Below are 16,932 nucleotides of genomic sequence, written 5' to 3' on the forward strand. Positions count from 1 at the left end.
AATGCAAATAGTGGCTCTGTGAGGCTCCACTTTCACCGCGAGGTTCACCATTGGATTCGTTTCTTCCGGCTTTTGGTACTTAACAGCATTAGAAATCAGATTGTTTAAAATAACGCTGATTCTGAAAGTATCTCCCCGGAACTCTATTGCCTGTTCCACCTGGGTTTGAAAGCGGATATCAGTATTCTGTGGCTTAAATGCGGTGATACAGTCATTCAGCAGGTTTCGGAAATCAATTTTTTCATACTCCACTTCCAGGCGGGAATTGCGGTAATACTCTATGATCTTTTGTATAAAATCGTCCAGCTTTAACACGCAGGTTTCTACCATGTTAACATACCCATTGGGATCTACCACCGAATTATCCAGCCTGGAGAGGTTAATGATACCCAGCACAGACATCAGTGGCGAACGCAGATCATGAGAGGTGGAGTAGATGAACCGGTTTAACTCATCATTCGTTTTTTCCAGCTCCTCTATCTTTTCCCGCAGTTGTTTCCGCGTGCGGTATATTTCATACGCGTTGTTGATGGTTTTGTGCAGCTCATGTTCGTCCCATGGCTTTTTGATGTAGGAATAGATATGGCCTTTGTTAATGGCGTCTATAATATCTTCCACATCGGTATAACCGGTCATTAAAATACGCATCGGCTCAGGAAGCGTATCTTTTATTTCATTGAAAAATTCCACACCGGTAGATACAGGCATCTTCTGATCGGCGATAATAATATGCACCATGATCTCCTTCAGGAGGACTTTCCCTTCCTGTGCTGAAGTAGCCGTATAAATTTCATAACTCCTGCGAAAAGCCGCTTTGAATGCGTTTAGGTTATGAATTTCATCATCTATGTATAATATTCTTATGCGGTTTTCTCTCATTAAAGGACCTTATGGTTAATTACGATAAATGATTTGTTATGTCGAGCGGTAAATATATAATAAATTCTGCTCCTTTGTCCGGTGCGGAGTTTACTATGATTCTACCCTTATGCTTTTCAATGATACTGAATACAATAGATAATCCAAGCCCTGTACCTTCTCCTACATCTTTGGTAGTAAAGAACGGATCAAAGATTTTCTCCCGAACTGATTCTGACATACCAATACCGGTATCTTTGATAGTAATAACAATAAAAGTACCTTCCAGTTCTGTTTTTATAGAGATGAATTCATTGTGGTGTTCTTTCTTGGTTTTAATCGCATTCAGGGCGTTGGAAAAGATGTTCATGAACACCTGGTTTATTTTCCCTGCATAACATTCTATCTTCGGTAAACTGCCATATTCTTTAACAATATTTACGTAAGGAGGGATACCATTACGTAACAATACCAGGGTGGAATCCAGCCCTTCATGGATATCGATGGATTTGACTTCGCTTTCATCCAGGCGGCTAAACGTGCGCAATCCTTTCACAATTTCCGCGGTACGGGCAGCGCCATCTTCAATACCCTTGATGAGGGAAGAAATTTCTTCGTGTATATAATCGATATCAATTTCTTTTTTGAACAGCTCAATATCCGCCAGCGATTTAGGGACATCCGTGCTGGTAGGTATCTGGTCATAGCGGTTCAGCAGTTCTTTCAGGTCTGCAATATCCAGCTTCAGTGGTTTGATATTCGATGTGACGAAGTTGATCGGATTGTTGATTTCATGGGCTATACCGGCCGTTAGCTGACCCAGGGATGCCATCTTCTCTTTTTCTACGAGTCTGGTCTGGGTATCTTTCAGGTTGTTCAGTGCATTATTCAGTTCGAGGTTGGTCGTCTGCAGATCTTCCGTTCTGTCTTTTACTTTGCTTTCCAGTATGATATTCTGTTCTCTTACCAGTCTTTCATTTTCCTGTGAAATAGCCAGGGCCATTTGCTGGGAAGCCTCTTTTTCTGCTTTGAAAACGTTGATCTTATGTGCCAGTGCAAACGACAGCAACAATACTTCTACTGCGGATCCTATCTGCAGCGCATAGTATGTGAAGTTGTTGTAAGGCAGCATATTGAAATTGCGTAACACAAATACGAAGATGCTGATCAGGAATATTGACCAGGCCAGCAGGAAGAACCGTGCGGCATTCACTCCCTTCAGGCTGATACGGTAAGCTACAATGAAAGCCATGATGGCTGCCAGGAAAGCACTCATCTGCACCAGTATCTGCGCGTAGTTGTATTTATTGAGGAAAGTAGGAATAAAGCAAATCAGGTATAGCACAATAACAACATTCAACAGCTTATGTCCCAGTGGATAATTTATTTTGGTAGACAAAAACTTTTGAATGAATATGACGGCGGTGAGTCCGTTGAAAACCGGGACCAGCACCGTGGCATGCATCGCCAGCCAGGGGCTGTTGGGATACAGGAAACGGAACGAATAACCTTGTAGCGTTACCTGCGTAAGCCCTACGCAGATAATGTAACTCACGTAAATCAGGTAGCTGTTATCCCGGGTAGATATATAAATGAAAAGATTATAAAATGCCATGGCGAGAATAACGCCAACGTATATACCAAAAATCAGTTCCCGCTTATTGTTTTTCTCATATACTGTTTCAGATGTACCCAGGTAAACGGGTAGCTGTAACTGTTCACCCGCCTTTACTTTCAGGTAATACTCTCTTGTTTCATTCGTAGGAACCCGGATTTCAAACTGGTAATTCTGATGATCGTAACCACGGCTTTTATACGAGGTGAATTCTCCGAGCCTGGTACTTTTGGTAGTACCATCCGGTAGTAATTCATAGAGGGTAATATCATCGATGATCGGGTATTCTACTTCCAGTAAAAGCTGTTCCGCATTGGTTTGATTAAGAATGGAAAATTTTGCCCATTGCGTATATGGTGTGATTTGCAGATTGGGTACATCCTGTCCGGAAGGCTTAAAGGCTATTTGCTTTGCACCATCTATGGTAAGCATGTTGTCTTTATCGGTATACAACGCAAGATGGCTGCCTATCTGTAATAGAGACTTGCTGTTTTTATATACAACAGGTTGCGCTGTTGTGGGAAACAGGAATAATAGGGTAAAGATTGACCACAATACTACAATCTTAGACAACATCAATTAAAGAGATTAATTATGAGGCTTGAATTTAAATTTATTTTTTTGTAATTATCTGTTTACATAATAGAGTGCGCATGGGTGGGGATCTTAAGGCTGTAATTTACGTCATAGGATCCTTTTGGCCCCACTTCTATTTTCGACTGAATCGGATTTTCCCGCAGATCAGCAATCAGTAATTTCTCTTTAGGGTCTGCATARGGCAGCTCATAAGGGTCGTTGATTACCATTGCAGTAGCCAGGAAGTCATCTTTCGGATAAAAGAAAGTACCATTGTTTCCCAGCGACTCATCAATAACAAAGCCAACTCGTTTGCCAACACGGGTTGTAATAGGGGCACACAGTACATGATAGGTGTCTATCGGTAACTGGGCGCCCAGTACTACGCCTACTCTGGCCAGTACCTGGCTGCCAATCCCCATTCCCGCTACTTCTTTTGAATTCCACATTCCACATATCTCTGCACTTCCTTTCTTTACGTAAGAGTATATCTTTTCATCGTATTTACCAATTGCCGTTTCAATGGGTAGTGGTAATACGCCGTCTGCAATTTGAACACGCGCTCCCCCATATGTTTTGGTACGGCTGTCGTCCTCAACAATGATCACTATTGTGTTTTCGTGTTGCATCCAGTCGGCGCTGCCGGATGTTACCTGGGCAATACCAAAATAAATTTCCAGCAACTTGAGGTGACCGGTATAAAATCTCATACAAGCCTCAGGATCATCCGGAGCCCTAAATACCCTTACATTAATCATGACATTGCGGAATAGCGCTTATACAAGGCATAAGTATGTTAAACAATCAACTGCTCAAAATCTATGTAATACCTGCCTGAACTCTTTAGCTGATCCAAGGCTATGCGTCGACATGTATCGGCCACCAGTGCGCCTCCTAAAACAACGGAAGAAGCAAGCTGGGGCCAGGTAGTAATGGTTTTACCAATCTCACCCAAAGAGAATTTCATTCTGGCGGAAGCATTTTCCAGGGCCAGCATAGGACTGAAGATGGGAAGCTTTTCCGCATCTGTCAACCCTTTTAGTGTAGTAATATCGACTTCCGGAATAAGCCCGTGCATAAGCGGCCTGTCCGGTTCCAGATCAAAACGTTCAATATCTATCATCCCCCTATCGTTCATTTCCATTACGACAGGGATCTTTAACTCTTTTGCTTTTATCCTGCTTAATATTTTAATATCTACGCCATCGCATTCCTCCACAAAAATATCCAGTAGACCTCCACCTGTGAAGAAGTCGTCCATATTGGCTTCCGTCATACCATCGCCGTAAATCTTTACTTTGATAAACGGGTCGAGCTCTGCAATTTCACGGGCTGCTATCACTACTTTAGATGTTTGTAAATTATGAACCCCACAGCGAATTCTGTTCATATTGGTGAGTTCCAGCGTGTCGAAGTCTGCCAGTCTTAGTTCTCCACAAACTCTTTCCATCACCAGCGTTAATGCGATCGATTGCCCAACTGATAAGCCGACAATGCCTATCTTCTTTTTTGATAATACAGCAATTTCTGCCGCTGTGATCTTATGTTGATTCCGGCTGGTGCGTAATTCAATAAAATCAACCTCATCTACCAGGTGTACCAAACGGTCGATCCAGGAATAATATACCCAGATACCGAATTTCTCCATTGGAATATCGCCCAGGTAGGCATGTATCTGTTCTTCTGATTCTTCTGTGGTAAGGCGCTTAGTAGGATTCCTGATTTTCATCAGCTCCCTTAATTGGGAATAAATATTATCATTGATGCGTATCTGCGGACGGGATTTCAGAAGGGCTTCAAAAGCCTGAAGATCTTGTGCATGCTTCAAATCATAAAAAACAGGCTTATAGTCATTGCTTTCATCCTGTTGTTGCCTGAGGTACTCTTGTATCATGTTTCCTGCTTTATCGAGGTAGTGCTCTGTTTGCTCGCACTAGATTACTTTGTAATATCGTTGTGTACAGCAATTCCCATTGCTCTGTAGTATTTGCTTCTTATTATATATATTTATGTAGTCGGTTATATGTTGGCTTAATTGGCGGGTTAATGAACAGGTTTGCTTGTTACCTGCCAGGCCCGGGATAAATATGTCTGGCAATCATAAAGTTAATTACAATTAATAATTGTAACCATGATATGAATGTATGGTAAAATAGTAATTTAATATGAAAACAACCTAAAAGTTTTCCTTTATTTTGATATTAAATTCCTGTTTTTATACTTTTACCTTAGTTTTAATATTACTTTTCATCTCTTCCCACCAATGAGATTTGGTTTAATATTTGTGGCCTTTCGCGGCTGACTTCGATCTTTATTACACTATAATATATTTAAAAAAATAAATATGGATAAGAGAGAATTTCTCAAGCTTACCAGTCTTGCCGGCGCCGCTATTCTGAGCGGGCCATTGAGCAGTCTGGCCACTTCTTCTGTATCCGGCCAGCAGGCTTTTGCCGATCCTAAAGCACCCTTTATACTTCCTGCTTTACCTTATGGATACGATGCACTGGAACCCAATATCGACAAGCTCACAATGGAAATCCACCATGATAAACATCATGCTGCCTATGTGAAAAACCTGAATGACGCCATTGCCGGCAGCGCTTTTGCCAGCCTTACACTGGAAGAAATACTCAGGAAGGTGACGGATAAAGACAAAGCCATCCGCAACAACGGCGGAGGACACTATAACCACTCCCTCTTCTGGACATTGCTGTCGCCCAGTAAACAAACGCCTTCAGCAAAACTGAAAACAGCCATCACCAGTGCCTTCGGCAGCTGGGAAACATTTCAGACAAAATTCAATGATGCCGCAAAAACCGTTTTTGGCTCGGGCTGGGCATGGCTGATCGTTACGCCGGATAAAAAACTGGCCATCATCAACACCCCTAACCAGGACAATCCTTTGATGCATAATATAGTGAAAGACAAAGGCACACCTATTCTGGCGCTCGATGTATGGGAACATGCATATTACCTGAAACATCAGAATAAACGCCCTGAATATATTGACGCATTCTGGAATGCAGTTAACTGGGATGAAGTAGAAAAACGCTATAATGCTGCATAAACACAGTATGCTGTTTAAATAATGAAGCCCTTCCGGTATACCGGAAGGGCTTTCTCTTTCGCTTCGTACAGCGATATACTAAAATCGTTATTTCCGTTTCAGGAACACAAATCCATTTTTCTCCCCAATCACTTCCAGGTTAGGATGATGGCGGTAAGGCTCACTATCCGTAATACGGCAAATGAAGTAGGCGGGCTTGTCTATCTGACCGTTCAGCAACCATTCCAGGTCATAATAATTTTTATTGGCGTGCGGTTGTTCCCTTGAATAATAATGTTGTGCATAGCTGTGATAGCCCAGTGCTTTTACATATACATCTTTGCCCTGTAAGGAAATGAAGTAGTCGATGGCTGCCCGCTGTGAGTAAGCTTCTATCTTAGGTGCAAAGTGTAACACAGTAACCTGTATTACCAGGATGGAACTGATAAACAGGCAAAGCAATCCTTTGGTAATTTGTTTCCGCATCAGTAACACACCACTTACAATCACTAAAATCATATAGCCGGCACCGTAAGTTGCTTCGGCAGCAGACCAGGGCACTACTGCCTGCAGGTTTCCTTCAGCAAACTTATCGCCGATGTAAGGAATCAGCATATCCTTGTAAACACCCACCAGTGGTAATACGGCAATTGCCAGGCCCAGCACAAGCCCGATAAACAGGATCAGTGCAATATTCCAGCCCCGTAATTGCTGTTTACCTTCAGATAATTTATATACCTGCCATGCAGCCAGGAAAGAAAGCGGGAAATAACAGAGAGAAGAATAATGAACAATCTTCGTTTTTACAATGGAAAACAGGATCAGCACAACCCAGAATAACACCCACATCCATATTTTAAAATCTTTCATTTCGGTAGCAGCAGGAGTGGAGTAGATGGTTTTCTTTCTGCTCTGTAAATAGGTGAACAGGAAGGTACTGGCGGGGAAACACCCTATCAGCAGTACAATCCAGTGGTAGAAGAAAGGGCCACCATGACCGGCGTCTTCTGTTGTCAGCAGGCGGATCTGGTAAGCCACAAATTCATTTACAAACCACCAGCCATGTGCGATAATTTCATAGCCAAACCATAAGAGAGTAGTTAAGCAGGCAAATAAGGCAATGAGGCCGATATGGGAAAGACGGATACTTATTTTTCCCTTGTTCCAGATCCAGTATACCAGCAGGGTGAGTAAAGCCACGAGTATGGCCACAGGCCCCTTGGTTAATACGGCCAGCCCGAGGAATAAGCCACTGAGAATGGCCATGCGGAAGGTTTTGCTGTTGTAGCCTATACGATAGGCAAAGTAGATGGAAAGGAAAATAAAGAAATTAAAAGTAGGATCTATGATGCCTGACTTAAAATAGAAATGTGGTAACCAGGAACCGGCATATACCAGGGCCCACCAGAAACCAAAATTTTCATCTTTCAGTTTTTTACCAATGGCAAATAAACTGACAATAGTGGCAATGCCGATAATGGCATTGGGAAAGCGGGCGGCAAAGTCGTTTACACCGAATATCATCATACTTCCAACCTGCATCCAGATAAACAGCGGCGGTTTTTCCCAGAAGGGACGGAAGTCTATTTGCACCTGGCTATAGTTGTGACTCACTATCATTTCCCGTGCTGCTTCAGCAAAGTTTATCTCGTCCCAGTCAAATAAATGTACAGCACCTAAAAAAGGTATGAATAGTAAAGCAGCCACCAGGGCAATCAACAGGTATTTCATTGACAGTTTTTAAATATTTAGTATTACAAATACCCAATTACAAAAGACGGATTTGCAGATAGATATCGGCGAATGATTTATTCGCATGATGATCTACCCGCAAATCCGTCATCTAATAATTCGTAATCTGTAATTTTTTACGTAGTGGTATTTGCCTGTAGTATTGCTTCCGCACATACTTCCGGCGATGACGTGGTATCCCTGAATTTAAAAAATCCGTATACCGTAATAGTACTAAGGGTGCCCACTATACTACCCACATAAACATCGGCAAAGAAATGCTGTGCCAGATAGATACGGGAGTAAGCAGCACAAAGCGCCATCACTATTAACACTAAACCCAGCTTTTTATTGCGCGAAATCAGCGCCAGAAAGCTGAACATACCAAATGCAGCAGCGGAGTGTCCGGACGGGAAACTACAGCTACTATGTACATTCACCCATTTTACCGTGTGTACCAGGGTGGCTGTTTCAGCGCCAAAATAGCTGATGGGCCTGGGGGCATCAAAATAATGTTTGGCTACCTGCACTATAATGGTGACCAGCAGTAATACTGCCAGTCCTATGAAAAATAATCTGAATCTTTGCGTAATCAGCATCAGAAACAAAACTATTCCAAACATAATACCATCACCGAGGTAAGTCAGCCCGGTGACAATCACATCGCCCCATTCGGAATGTTCCCCGTTAATACTGAGGAATAATTCCCTTTGGCTGTAGGTTGCCAGCATCACTCCTCCAACTATCAGCCATAGTAGGAAGGGCAGAAAGAAGTAGGTATTCTTCCTGAACAGTGTAAACAGCGTTTTCAAGTCTGTAGGTTTTAAATTGTAGGTTGCTTTTTAAATCTCTGTAAGAACTTTTTTACTTGTTGAATAATGCGAAAATAATATTCTTTATTAAATAGCTGTGAATCATTCATAGCCTTAACAATAAGGAAACCTGCAATAGGCAGCAAAACCATATTGGATAACCACATTCCCGACCAGGTAAACATCACGCCACTTCTGGCCATTTTTTCCCCGATCATGAAAAACACGTTAAAGATAACAAAGAATATCACTGCAAAAACCAATGGTGTACCGAGGCCTCCTTTTCGAATGATAGAGCCCAGCGGGGCTCCGATCAGGAACATCACAATGCAGGCTGCTGCCAATGTGAATTTACGCTGCCATTCTACTTTATGCATCAGGATGAGACCGTGTTTGTCTTCATATTCCTGTGTAGGCTGCTCCAGGGCGCTCTGTGTTTCACGTACATTCTGTTCTGCTCTTTCCAGCACCGAGCGCATGTTTTTTTCGGGTATAATCCCTTCAAAACTTTTTGCTTTCAGCGGTGGTGCACTGGCGGCCCACGCTGTATCCTTCCATTTAAAAAACGGATAACGTACTGTTACATACGAATTTATTGTTTTACTGAACTGAACTTCTGCTTTTTGCATAGAATCTATGGCTACATCCAGCTGCCGTACATTCAGCATTTGCTGGTTAGACGCGAACAAATCCATGTTTAACCGGTTAAAGGCAAAAGAACTAAGGTCAAACGCTTTACTATATTTTTTAAAGCCTTGTCTTATCATGTCTCCCGGAACAGTGTATCCCCGGTTGCCTCTTTCTTCATAACGCCAGCCATTTTCCAGTACAAAATACAGAAAACGTTTATTGGCTGTCAGTACCATCTGCCCTTTCTCTGCCAGGATCATGGCATTCCCGTTTTTATGATCAATGATCATTACCTGGTGGATGGTCTGATTGTCTTTGTCCTTCTGCGCTACTTTGATGGTATAGTCAGGAATATCTTTATAAAAAACCCCTGCTTTGATATTAAACGCAGGTTTTGAGTTTGTAATATCATAGAGCAAAGATTTTGCCTGCAGGTTAGCTACGGGGATCACATAATTGGCAAATAAGAAGGCCAGAATACCGATGATTGTACAAACAAACAGTAAGGGGCGTATGAATCGGAGGAGGGAAATACCGGAAGATTTCAGGGCTACGAGTTCAAAACTTTCCCCGAGGTTACCAAAGGTCATGATGGAAGACAGTAATACCGCCAGCGGCAGGGCCAGGGTAACCAGTGTAGCGCTGGTATAGGATATCAGCTGAATGATCACACCTGTATCCAAGCCTTTACCCACCAGGTCATCCACATACTTCCAGAGGAACTGCATTACCAGCACGAATAAGGTGACAAAAAAGGTGGCAACAAAAGGACCCAGAAATGTTTTGATGATTAGTTTGTCGAGTTTTTTCACTGATAATGCGGTATTAAAAAAAATGGAATCCCGATATTCGTATTTTACTATTCAGGATGCTACTAAACGGTAAAGTTAGCACGATTTCACAAAGGAGTGCTAAGCGTCACCTGAAAATACCGTTAAAATTATATGGAAAATTTTGATTTAACACCTGAAGAGGCTTCAATTATAGGCAGCGCTCACTTTATTCGCTTGAAAAACAGCGCAATAGACAAAGTAATGGGGCTGATGGGAAATTTGCAGGCAGCGCTGGCGGCTTATGACCGGGACACAGATTTTCCCTTTGAGCCGGAATGGCTGTTACAGGGTGGTAAAATTTCGAGGGGAGAGCAGTATAAAGGTTTGCCATGGGTAATGCTGGACTATCCGCGGTATTTCAGTAAAACGGATGTCTTTGCCTTCCGTACCATGTTCTGGTGGGGACATTACTTCAGCGCTACCCTGCACCTGGCGGGTAAAGTAAAAGCGCATTTCAGCACTACCTTGGAAAAAGAGTATACGAAGCTGGCGGAAGCCGGATTTCAGGTCTACGTGCAGGAAAATCCCTGGGAGCATGATTTCGAAAATGGAAATTATTGTTTCATAGACACGCTAAGTTTAGATGAGTGGAAGACGCTGGTTAGCCGTAATGATTTTATTAAGTTGGCTAAACCCTTCGTGATCGGTCATTGGGGCGAAATAATTACTGATGTAGTAGTAGCCTATGCCACGCTACTCAGTATACTTGACAATAAACGGGGCATTTAGCTGCCGATGCGGTGGAAGAGATCTTTCACCTGGTATTCCCACAGTTGACTTTGGTCCTTCACTTCTTTCTTCTCTGCGAAATCTTTTACTATCAGGATAGTTTCATTCGTTACTTCAGAAATTTGTATGCGGAACTCAAAATATTCCTCTTTGGGAGCATGCGTCCAGTGCAGCCGGATGTACTCATCTTCCTCTTGTTCCAGGACTTCTGCTTCTTCAGCAGTGCCGTTCCAGGAAAAGGAAAAAACATTATCTCTGAAATCAACTCTATCTGCAAACCACTCCTGTAAACCAGCGGGCGTAGATAAGAATTCATACAGGATACCGGGTGAGCACCGTACCGGAAATTCTAACTCATAAAGCACTTTCTTAGACATCTCTCAAATAATTAGTAAATCAATATCATCCAGTTGCAATTATAGAAAATATTTTACTCTGTCAAAATAATTTACGGTTTTTTTTTATAGAATAGATAAAAACTTTATTCGCCTTAGTAAAACTATATATATTATGTTTTTAATAAATATTAAAATTAAACATATGGAAGGGCCGCGTGTTTTGCCTCCATAGTGGCGAATTTCCACGAGAATTGCAAGCCCTTAATGATCAATCGATTTTATTTGGAAATGATTTAAAAACAATAGATTTTTTTTGGTGGCTATCTAAAAAAAGTTATTTTTGTCAGGCATTCATCAAATCTTAACTTTTTATTAACCTGTAACTGTTCCGACTCTATGTCAATGCGCCAACTTAAAATCACTAAATCCATTACCAACAGGGAGTCTCAATCCCTGGAAAAGTATTTACAGGAGATTGGGAAAGTGGATTTAATTACGCCGGAAGAAGAGGTAAACCTGGCTATCCGGATCAAGCAGGGCGATCAGAGAGCGTTGGAGAAGCTTACTAAAGCAAATCTTCGCTTTGTGGTATCCGTTGCGAAACAGTATCAGAACCAGGGGCTGTCGCTCAGTGACCTGATCAACGAGGGGAACCTCGGGTTAATTAAAGCTGCTCAACGTTTTGATGAAACGCGCGGTTTTAAATTCATTTCCTACGCCGTATGGTGGATCCGTCAGTCTATCCTGCAGGCTCTGGCAGAACAATCCAGAATTGTTCGTTTACCACTTAACAAAGTGGGCCTGAGCAACAAGATCAGCAAAGCGTACTCCCAGCTGGAACAGGAATATGAAAGAGAACCATCTCCCGATGAACTTGCTACCATCCTGGAAATTAATACGGAAGAAGTGGAAGCTACCCTTGGTGTAGCCGCCCGCCACGTGTCTATGGATGCGCCGTTTATTGATGGGGAAGACAATTCTCTGCTGGATGTACTCGAAAACCCGAACGCTGTAAGCGCAGACGAAGAACTGGATCATCACGATTCACTCCGCCGCGAAATAGAACGTTCCCTCTCTACTTTAACAGACCGTCAGAAAGACGTGATCATGCTGTACTTCGGCATCGCCGTAGAACACCCCATGTCACTCGAAGATATCGGCGAAAAATTTGGCCTGACCCGCGAACGCGTTCGTCAGATCAAAGACAAAGCCATCACTAAACTAAGAACTACGTCCAGAAGTAAATTGCTCCGCAATTACCTGGGATAAAGAATGTTGTCTTGCACAGGATAAACAACCATTGTCCTGTTTTTTTAGTTGATTTTGTAAAGATTTTATAAAGATTAGCGAAGACAGATGCGATATCCGCAATGGTCTTCGCTAATCTTTTTTAATCCCTGAAAGGAAATCTGTGCAGACAGTATAATCCGGAGTAAGACAAATTCCGCTAAAAAAATATACTTTTGCAGTCCGTTTAAAATACCAACAATGTTTGAATCATTATCAGAGAGACTCGATTCCGCGTTTAAACAGCTTAAAGGGGAAGGCCGGATTTCCGAAATAAATATAGCCACTACTGTTAAAGAGATCCGTCGTGCATTGGTAGATGCGGATGTGAACTATAAGATTGCCAAGGAATTTACTGATAAGGTAAAGGATAAAGCGCTGGGAGAGAAGGTATTAACCTCTATCTCGCCCGGACAGCTGATGGTGAAGATCGTGAAGGATGAACTGGCGGAACTGATGGGTGGTACTGAGGCTGAATTTGACCTCAAATCCAATCCTACTGTAGTCCTGATAGCAGGTTTACAGGGTTCCGGTAAAACCACCTTCTCTGGTAAGTTGGCCAGTTTCCTTAAAACCAAGAAGAATAAAAAGCCTTTACTGGTAGCAGCAGATATTTACCGCCCTGCGGCGATTGATCAGCTGAAAGTACTGGGAGAGCAGATAGGCGTAGAAGTATATAGCGAACCGGAGAATAAAAATGCGGTTCAGATTGCTGAAAATGCCATCAAACACGCAAAAGCAAACAGTTTCAACGTTATCATCATCGATACTGCCGGCCGTTTAGCGGTGGATGAAGCGATGATGACCGAGGTAGCGGCCGTGAAAGCAGCCGTTAAACCACAGGAAATTCTGTTTGTGGTGGATTCCATGACCGGCCAGGATGCGGTAAACACCGCCAAAGCGTTTAACGAACGCCTGGACTTTACCGGGGTGGTACTGACCAAACTGGATGGTGATACCCGCGGTGGTGCGGCGCTGACTATCAAATACACGGTAGAAAAGCCCATCAAATTCGTGAGCATGGGTGAAAAACTCGATACCCTCGATGTTTTCTACCCTGAACGTATGGCGCAGCGTATCCTGGGGATGGGTGATATCACCACCCTGGTAGAACGTGCACAGGAGCAGTTTAACGAAGAACAGGCCAAGAAGCTGGAAAAGAAAATCCGTCAGAACCAGTTCGATTTTGACGATTTCAAGGAACAGCTGCAGCAGATCAAGAAAATGGGTAACCTGAAAGATCTGATGGGTATGATCCCGGGAGTAGGGAAGGCAGTGAAAGACTTAGACATCAGCGATGATGCTTTTAAGGGCATTGAGGCCATGATCAACTCCATGACGAGGGCAGAGCGTGCCGACCCCGATATGATCGACGGAAGCCGCCGTAAACGCATTGCAAAAGGAGCCGGAAAAGACATCCAGGATGTCAATCAGTTCATGAAGCAGTTCGAGCAAATGCGGCAGATGATGAAGATGATGAATAAATTTGGCGGTGGTGGTAAGGGTTTGAAGGGAATGGTGAGATAATAAGATCAGATTGACATAAATTTTTTTTGCAAATAAAAACTTACTGATTACATTTGCATCCCTAATTAAACAATATTTCCTAACTCGCAAAAAATAACTCGACTTATTTATGCCAGTAAAAATCAGACTGCAGAGACATGGCGCGAAGAAGAGGCCTTTCTATTTTATCGTAGTAGCCGACGCACGCGCACCAAGAGATGGTAAATTCATCCAGAAAATTGGTACTTACAATCCTTTAACAGTTCCAGCTTCCATCAACATCGATACCGAAAAGGCATTGCGTTGGTTACAGAAAGGTGCACAACCTACTGACACTGTTAGAAGAATCTTGTCATTCAAAGGTGTATTGTATTTGAAACACCTGTTAAGAGGTGTTACTTTGAACCTGTTTGACGAGCCTACTGCTTACCAAAAGTTCGCACAATGGCAAGCTGAACACGAACAAAAAGTTTCTGCCCGCCGCGACGGTCACAAAAAAGCACGGATTGCTGCTCCAATCGTAAGAAAGGTAGAAGACGTTCCAGCTGCTCCAGCACCTGAAGCACCAGCAGCAGAAGGAGAAGGTACAGAAGCATAAAACGGCAACGTTTTAACAATACCTGAAAAAGGAAATATTTGCAACCGCAAATATTTCCTTTTTTAATTTTTATTGAACCAGCTCTTAGCCATTGGCTTTTAGCTGTTAATAACTCGCTAAAGGCTAACTGCTAAAAGCTAATGGCTAAAAGCCGGGAATATGAGTAATTATTTTAGTATAGGTAAGCTCRCATCGGCGCATGGTTTGCAAGGGGATCTGGTTTTAAGACACAGTCTCGGCAAAAAATCAACACTGAAAGGAGTGACCGTTATCTTCCTGGAAGAACGGAAGAACAGCTTTATTCCTTACTTTATTCAGCAGGTAACCGTGAAGGACAGCGAAAGTGTGTATATCAAGCTGGAAGGCATTGATACCAAAGAAGCTGCCCATAAACTGATGCCAGCGCAGGTATTCCTGCAGGAAGATGATTTTAAACAACAAACCGCTTCCTCAGCTCCCCTGGCTTTACTGGGGTATGCCGTGGAAGATCAGCAATATGGTCCTCTGGGCACCATTGAAGAGGTGATCGAGATGCCAATGCAGGTACTCGTGAAAGTATTCATTAAGGGCAAGGAAGCCCTGTTGCCGGTGAATGAACAGTCATTGGTGAAAGTAGACAAGAAGAATCAGACCGTGCACCTGAATCTGCCGGATGGTTTGATTGAATTGTACACCGGATAGCTTTTAGCTGTTAGCAATCGGCCATTAGTGCTAAAGGCTAACAACTAATTGCTAAAAGCTAAAACAAGCTATGCGAATCGATATAATCACCGTATTACCGGAACTGCTGGAAAGCCCATTGTCTCATTCTATCATGAAAAGAGCACAGGCCAAAGGTTTACTGGAAATACATGTGCATCCGCTCAGGCAGTATTCCAGCCTGAAACACAGCCAGGTAGACGACTACCAGTTTGGCGGTGGTGCAGGGATGGTCATGATGCTGGAGCCTATTGTAAATGCGATTGAATCGCTTCAGGCAAAGGTGCAGTATGATGAAGTCATCTACCTCACCCCTGATGGCGAAACACTGAACCAGAAAATGGCCAATCAGCTGTCGCTCAAAGGTAACCTGTTGATGCTGTGTGGTCACTACAAGGGAATAGATCAGCGTATCCGCGATCATTTTATCACGAAGGAGATCTCCATCGGCGATTACGTGCTGAGTGGGGGAGAGCTGGGGGCTGCCGTACTGGTTGACGCCATTGGCCGCCTGTTACCGGGTGTGCTGAACAACGAAACCAGTGCCTTAACCGACTCTTTCCAGGATAATTTGCTGGCGCCTCCGGTTTATACCCGCCCGGAAGAATTCCGTGGCTGGAAAGTTCCGGACATTCTCCTCAGCGGTGATCATAAGAAAATCGATGAATGGAGACACCAGGAATCAGTAGAAAGAACAAAACAACGCAGGCCCGACCTGTTATAACTTAATGATACATAGGTCATATAGATCGCTTTACCATTTGAATAACATAATTTCTTGATTTTTAATTTGGTAAATGCTATTTCTTGACTTACTTTTGCACTCCCATAAATATTTGAAAGATGAACGCAATTTCGTTTGTTCACGAACAACTGACAGCTAACAAACAGTACCCGAAGTTTAAAGCAGGCGACAACGTCACTGTCAACTATAAAATCGTGGAAGGTAATAAAGAAAGGATTCAGTCCTTTAAAGGTGATGTGTTGAAAATCCAGGGTACAGGATCCACAACGTCTTTCACTGTTAGAAAAATTTCTGATGGCATTGGTGTGGAAAGACTGTTTCCGCTCTACTCTCCTCATATCGATGGTATCGTGTTGAACAAGGTGGGTAAGGTAAGAAGAGCTAAGCTTTACTACCTGCGCGAACGTGCTGGTAAGAAAGCCCGTATCAAAGAAAAAAGGGTTTAGTATAAATACAGGGAAATTTGTTAAAAGCGGGACCTTACCGGGTGCCGCTTTTTTCGTGTGCTTAAAATGGTATTAAAACTCAGGCCGGATAACGCAAAGGGGTGAAAAAGCCGATTATATGCTCTATCTTTGTCGCCTGAACAATATAAACATTTGAGAAGATGACTGCTGTTTTTGTTAAATCATCATTTTTGATTCTTCAGGATATAGGAATGTCCGAGCTGCTTTTAATTGCTGTGGTAGTATTGCTGCTTTTTGGAGGCAAGAAAATCCCTGAATTAATGCGTGGCCTGGGTAAAGGTATCCGTGAATTCAATGACGCCAAGAACAATGTGCGCCAGGAAATAGAAGAGGGTATGAAAGAAAAGCCTGTTCAACCTTCTGCACCGGCAACCACTGATGCACCGCATACCACTAGCACTGTAATTTCGGATGCTACACAACAGCATAACGGGCAGTAATCAGTCCGGCTCCCTGTAG

Annotated in this window: 17 protein-coding genes; 9 read left to right on the top strand and 8 right to left on the bottom strand. The window is 42.9% G+C overall.

What is annotated here, in order from left to right; all coding sequences use genetic code 11:
* From AC1DP6_RS30615 to AC1DP6_RS30630, 4 genes are all read right to left on the bottom strand, one after another.
* A partial coding sequence (locus AC1DP6_RS30615; protein ID WP_477058288.1) for a response regulator occupies nt 1-879 on the bottom strand: 879 nt, incomplete at its 3' end.
* Nucleotides 880-898: 19 nt separating this feature from the next.
* The gene (locus AC1DP6_RS30620) at nt 899-3,049 is read right to left on the bottom strand and encodes a sensor histidine kinase (protein ID WP_477058289.1); all 2,151 of its coding nucleotides are present in this window, start codon (nt 3,047-3,049) and stop codon (nt 899-901) included.
* Nucleotides 3,050-3,108: 59 nt separating this feature from the next.
* Nucleotides 3,109-3,759 carry a hypothetical protein gene (locus AC1DP6_RS30625; protein WP_477058290.1) on the bottom strand — a complete coding sequence of 217 codons (651 nt, stop codon included), beginning with the start codon at nt 3,757-3,759 and terminating at the stop codon, nt 3,109-3,111.
* A gap of 86 nt (nt 3,760-3,845) precedes the next feature.
* Nucleotides 3,846-4,943, bottom strand: a complete 1,098-nt coding sequence (locus tag AC1DP6_RS30630; protein WP_477058291.1) for a ThiF family adenylyltransferase — start codon at nt 4,941-4,943, stop codon at nt 3,846-3,848.
* Between the two features lie 450 nt (nt 4,944-5,393).
* On the opposite strand from AC1DP6_RS30630, the gene AC1DP6_RS30635 reads away from it, so the two are divergent.
* A complete protein-coding gene (locus tag AC1DP6_RS30635; RefSeq protein ID WP_477058292.1) occupies nt 5,394-6,119 on the top strand; it encodes a superoxide dismutase in 726 nt (241 codons plus the stop codon).
* An 87-nt stretch (nt 6,120-6,206) separates the two neighbouring features.
* On the opposite strand, the gene AC1DP6_RS30640 is transcribed toward AC1DP6_RS30635, so the two are convergent.
* The 3 genes from AC1DP6_RS30640 to AC1DP6_RS30650 all read right to left on the bottom strand — a co-directional run bounded on the left by AC1DP6_RS30640 (nt 6,207) and on the right by AC1DP6_RS30650 (nt 10,083).
* Nucleotides 6,207-7,829: an ArnT family glycosyltransferase gene (locus AC1DP6_RS30640; protein ID WP_477058293.1), complete on the bottom strand. Its 1,623-nt coding sequence runs from the start codon at nt 7,827-7,829 to the stop codon at nt 6,207-6,209.
* A 137-nt stretch (nt 7,830-7,966) separates the two neighbouring features.
* Nucleotides 7,967-8,641, bottom strand: a complete 675-nt coding sequence (locus AC1DP6_RS30645; protein WP_477027099.1) for a phosphatase PAP2 family protein — start codon at nt 8,639-8,641, stop codon at nt 7,967-7,969.
* Between the two features lie 11 nt (nt 8,642-8,652).
* Complete coding sequence (locus AC1DP6_RS30650; protein ID WP_477058294.1) at nt 8,653-10,083, bottom strand: LptF/LptG family permease; 1,431 nt, start codon at nt 10,081-10,083, stop codon at nt 8,653-8,655.
* 132 nt (nt 10,084-10,215) lie between these two features.
* Here AC1DP6_RS30650 and AC1DP6_RS30655 point away from each other — a divergent pair, with 132 nt between their 5' ends.
* Entirely contained in the window at nt 10,216-10,833 is a 618-nt protein-coding gene (locus tag AC1DP6_RS30655) for a hypothetical protein (RefSeq protein ID WP_477058295.1), read from the top strand.
* Here the strand turns inward: AC1DP6_RS30655 and AC1DP6_RS30660 are convergent.
* Nucleotides 10,830-11,210 carry an START-like domain-containing protein gene (locus AC1DP6_RS30660; protein WP_089888975.1) on the bottom strand — a complete coding sequence of 127 codons (381 nt, stop codon included), beginning with the start codon at nt 11,208-11,210 and terminating at the stop codon, nt 10,830-10,832. The genes AC1DP6_RS30655 and AC1DP6_RS30660 overlap by 4 nt on opposite strands.
* A gap of 363 nt (nt 11,211-11,573) precedes the next feature.
* Between AC1DP6_RS30660 and AC1DP6_RS30665 the strand changes: the two genes are divergently transcribed.
* The 7 genes from AC1DP6_RS30665 to AC1DP6_RS30695 all read left to right on the top strand — a co-directional run bounded on the left by AC1DP6_RS30665 (nt 11,574) and on the right by AC1DP6_RS30695 (nt 16,913).
* Nucleotides 11,574-12,440, top strand: coding sequence for a sigma-70 family RNA polymerase sigma factor (locus AC1DP6_RS30665; RefSeq protein WP_079473598.1), 867 nt, complete (start codon nt 11,574-11,576; stop codon nt 12,438-12,440).
* 219 nt (nt 12,441-12,659) lie between these two features.
* Nucleotides 12,660-13,985, top strand: a complete 1,326-nt coding sequence (ffh, locus tag AC1DP6_RS30670) for a signal recognition particle protein (protein ID WP_477027102.1) — start codon at nt 12,660-12,662, stop codon at nt 13,983-13,985.
* 109 nt (nt 13,986-14,094) lie between these two features.
* A complete protein-coding gene (rpsP, locus tag AC1DP6_RS30675; RefSeq protein ID WP_477027103.1) occupies nt 14,095-14,562 on the top strand; it encodes a 30S ribosomal protein S16 in 468 nt (155 codons plus the stop codon).
* Between the two features lie 159 nt (nt 14,563-14,721).
* Complete coding sequence (gene rimM / locus AC1DP6_RS30680) at nt 14,722-15,243, top strand: ribosome maturation factor RimM (RefSeq protein ID WP_477058296.1); 522 nt, start codon at nt 14,722-14,724, stop codon at nt 15,241-15,243.
* A 70-nt stretch (nt 15,244-15,313) separates the two neighbouring features.
* The gene (gene trmD, locus AC1DP6_RS30685; RefSeq protein WP_133807269.1) at nt 15,314-15,985 is read left to right on the top strand and encodes a tRNA (guanosine(37)-N1)-methyltransferase TrmD; all 672 of its coding nucleotides are present in this window, start codon (nt 15,314-15,316) and stop codon (nt 15,983-15,985) included.
* A gap of 119 nt (nt 15,986-16,104) precedes the next feature.
* The gene (gene rplS / locus AC1DP6_RS30690) at nt 16,105-16,452 is read left to right on the top strand and encodes a 50S ribosomal protein L19 (RefSeq protein ID WP_133807268.1); all 348 of its coding nucleotides are present in this window, start codon (nt 16,105-16,107) and stop codon (nt 16,450-16,452) included.
* A gap of 161 nt (nt 16,453-16,613) precedes the next feature.
* Nucleotides 16,614-16,913 (top strand): Sec-independent protein translocase subunit TatA/TatB, encoded by a 300-nt coding sequence (locus tag AC1DP6_RS30695; RefSeq protein ID WP_441576553.1) that lies wholly within the window; start codon nt 16,614-16,616, stop codon nt 16,911-16,913.
* Nucleotides 16,914-16,932: the final 19 nt, after the last annotated feature.

The sequence above is a fragment of the Chitinophaga sp. 01L420 genome (assembly GCF_056399985.1).

Coding starts and splice junctions, on each gene's coding strand:
- AC1DP6_RS30620 (WP_477058289.1), bottom strand. CDS start 3,049: ATGTTGTCTAAGATTGTAGTATTGTGGTCAATCTTTACCCTATTATTC.
- AC1DP6_RS30630 (WP_477058291.1), bottom strand. CDS start 4,943: ATGATACAAGAGTACCTCAGGCAACAACAGGATGAAAGCAATGACTAT.
- AC1DP6_RS30635 (WP_477058292.1), top strand. CDS start 5,394: ATGGATAAGAGAGAATTTCTCAAGCTTACCAGTCTTGCCGGCGCCGCT.
- AC1DP6_RS30640 (WP_477058293.1), bottom strand. CDS start 7,829: ATGAAATACCTGTTGATTGCCCTGGTGGCTGCTTTACTATTCATACCT.
- AC1DP6_RS30655 (WP_477058295.1), top strand. CDS start 10,216: ATGGAAAATTTTGATTTAACACCTGAAGAGGCTTCAATTATAGGCAGC.
- AC1DP6_RS30660 (WP_089888975.1), bottom strand. CDS start 11,210: ATGTCTAAGAAAGTGCTTTATGAGTTAGAATTTCCGGTACGGTGCTCA.
- AC1DP6_RS30665 (WP_079473598.1), top strand. CDS start 11,574: ATGCGCCAACTTAAAATCACTAAATCCATTACCAACAGGGAGTCTCAA.
- ffh (WP_477027102.1), top strand. CDS start 12,660: ATGTTTGAATCATTATCAGAGAGACTCGATTCCGCGTTTAAACAGCTT.
- rpsP (WP_477027103.1), top strand. CDS start 14,095: ATGCCAGTAAAAATCAGACTGCAGAGACATGGCGCGAAGAAGAGGCCT.
- trmD (WP_133807269.1), top strand. CDS start 15,314: ATGCGAATCGATATAATCACCGTATTACCGGAACTGCTGGAAAGCCCA.
- rplS (WP_133807268.1), top strand. CDS start 16,105: ATGAACGCAATTTCGTTTGTTCACGAACAACTGACAGCTAACAAACAG.
- AC1DP6_RS30695 (WP_441576553.1), top strand. CDS start 16,614: ATGACTGCTGTTTTTGTTAAATCATCATTTTTGATTCTTCAGGATATA.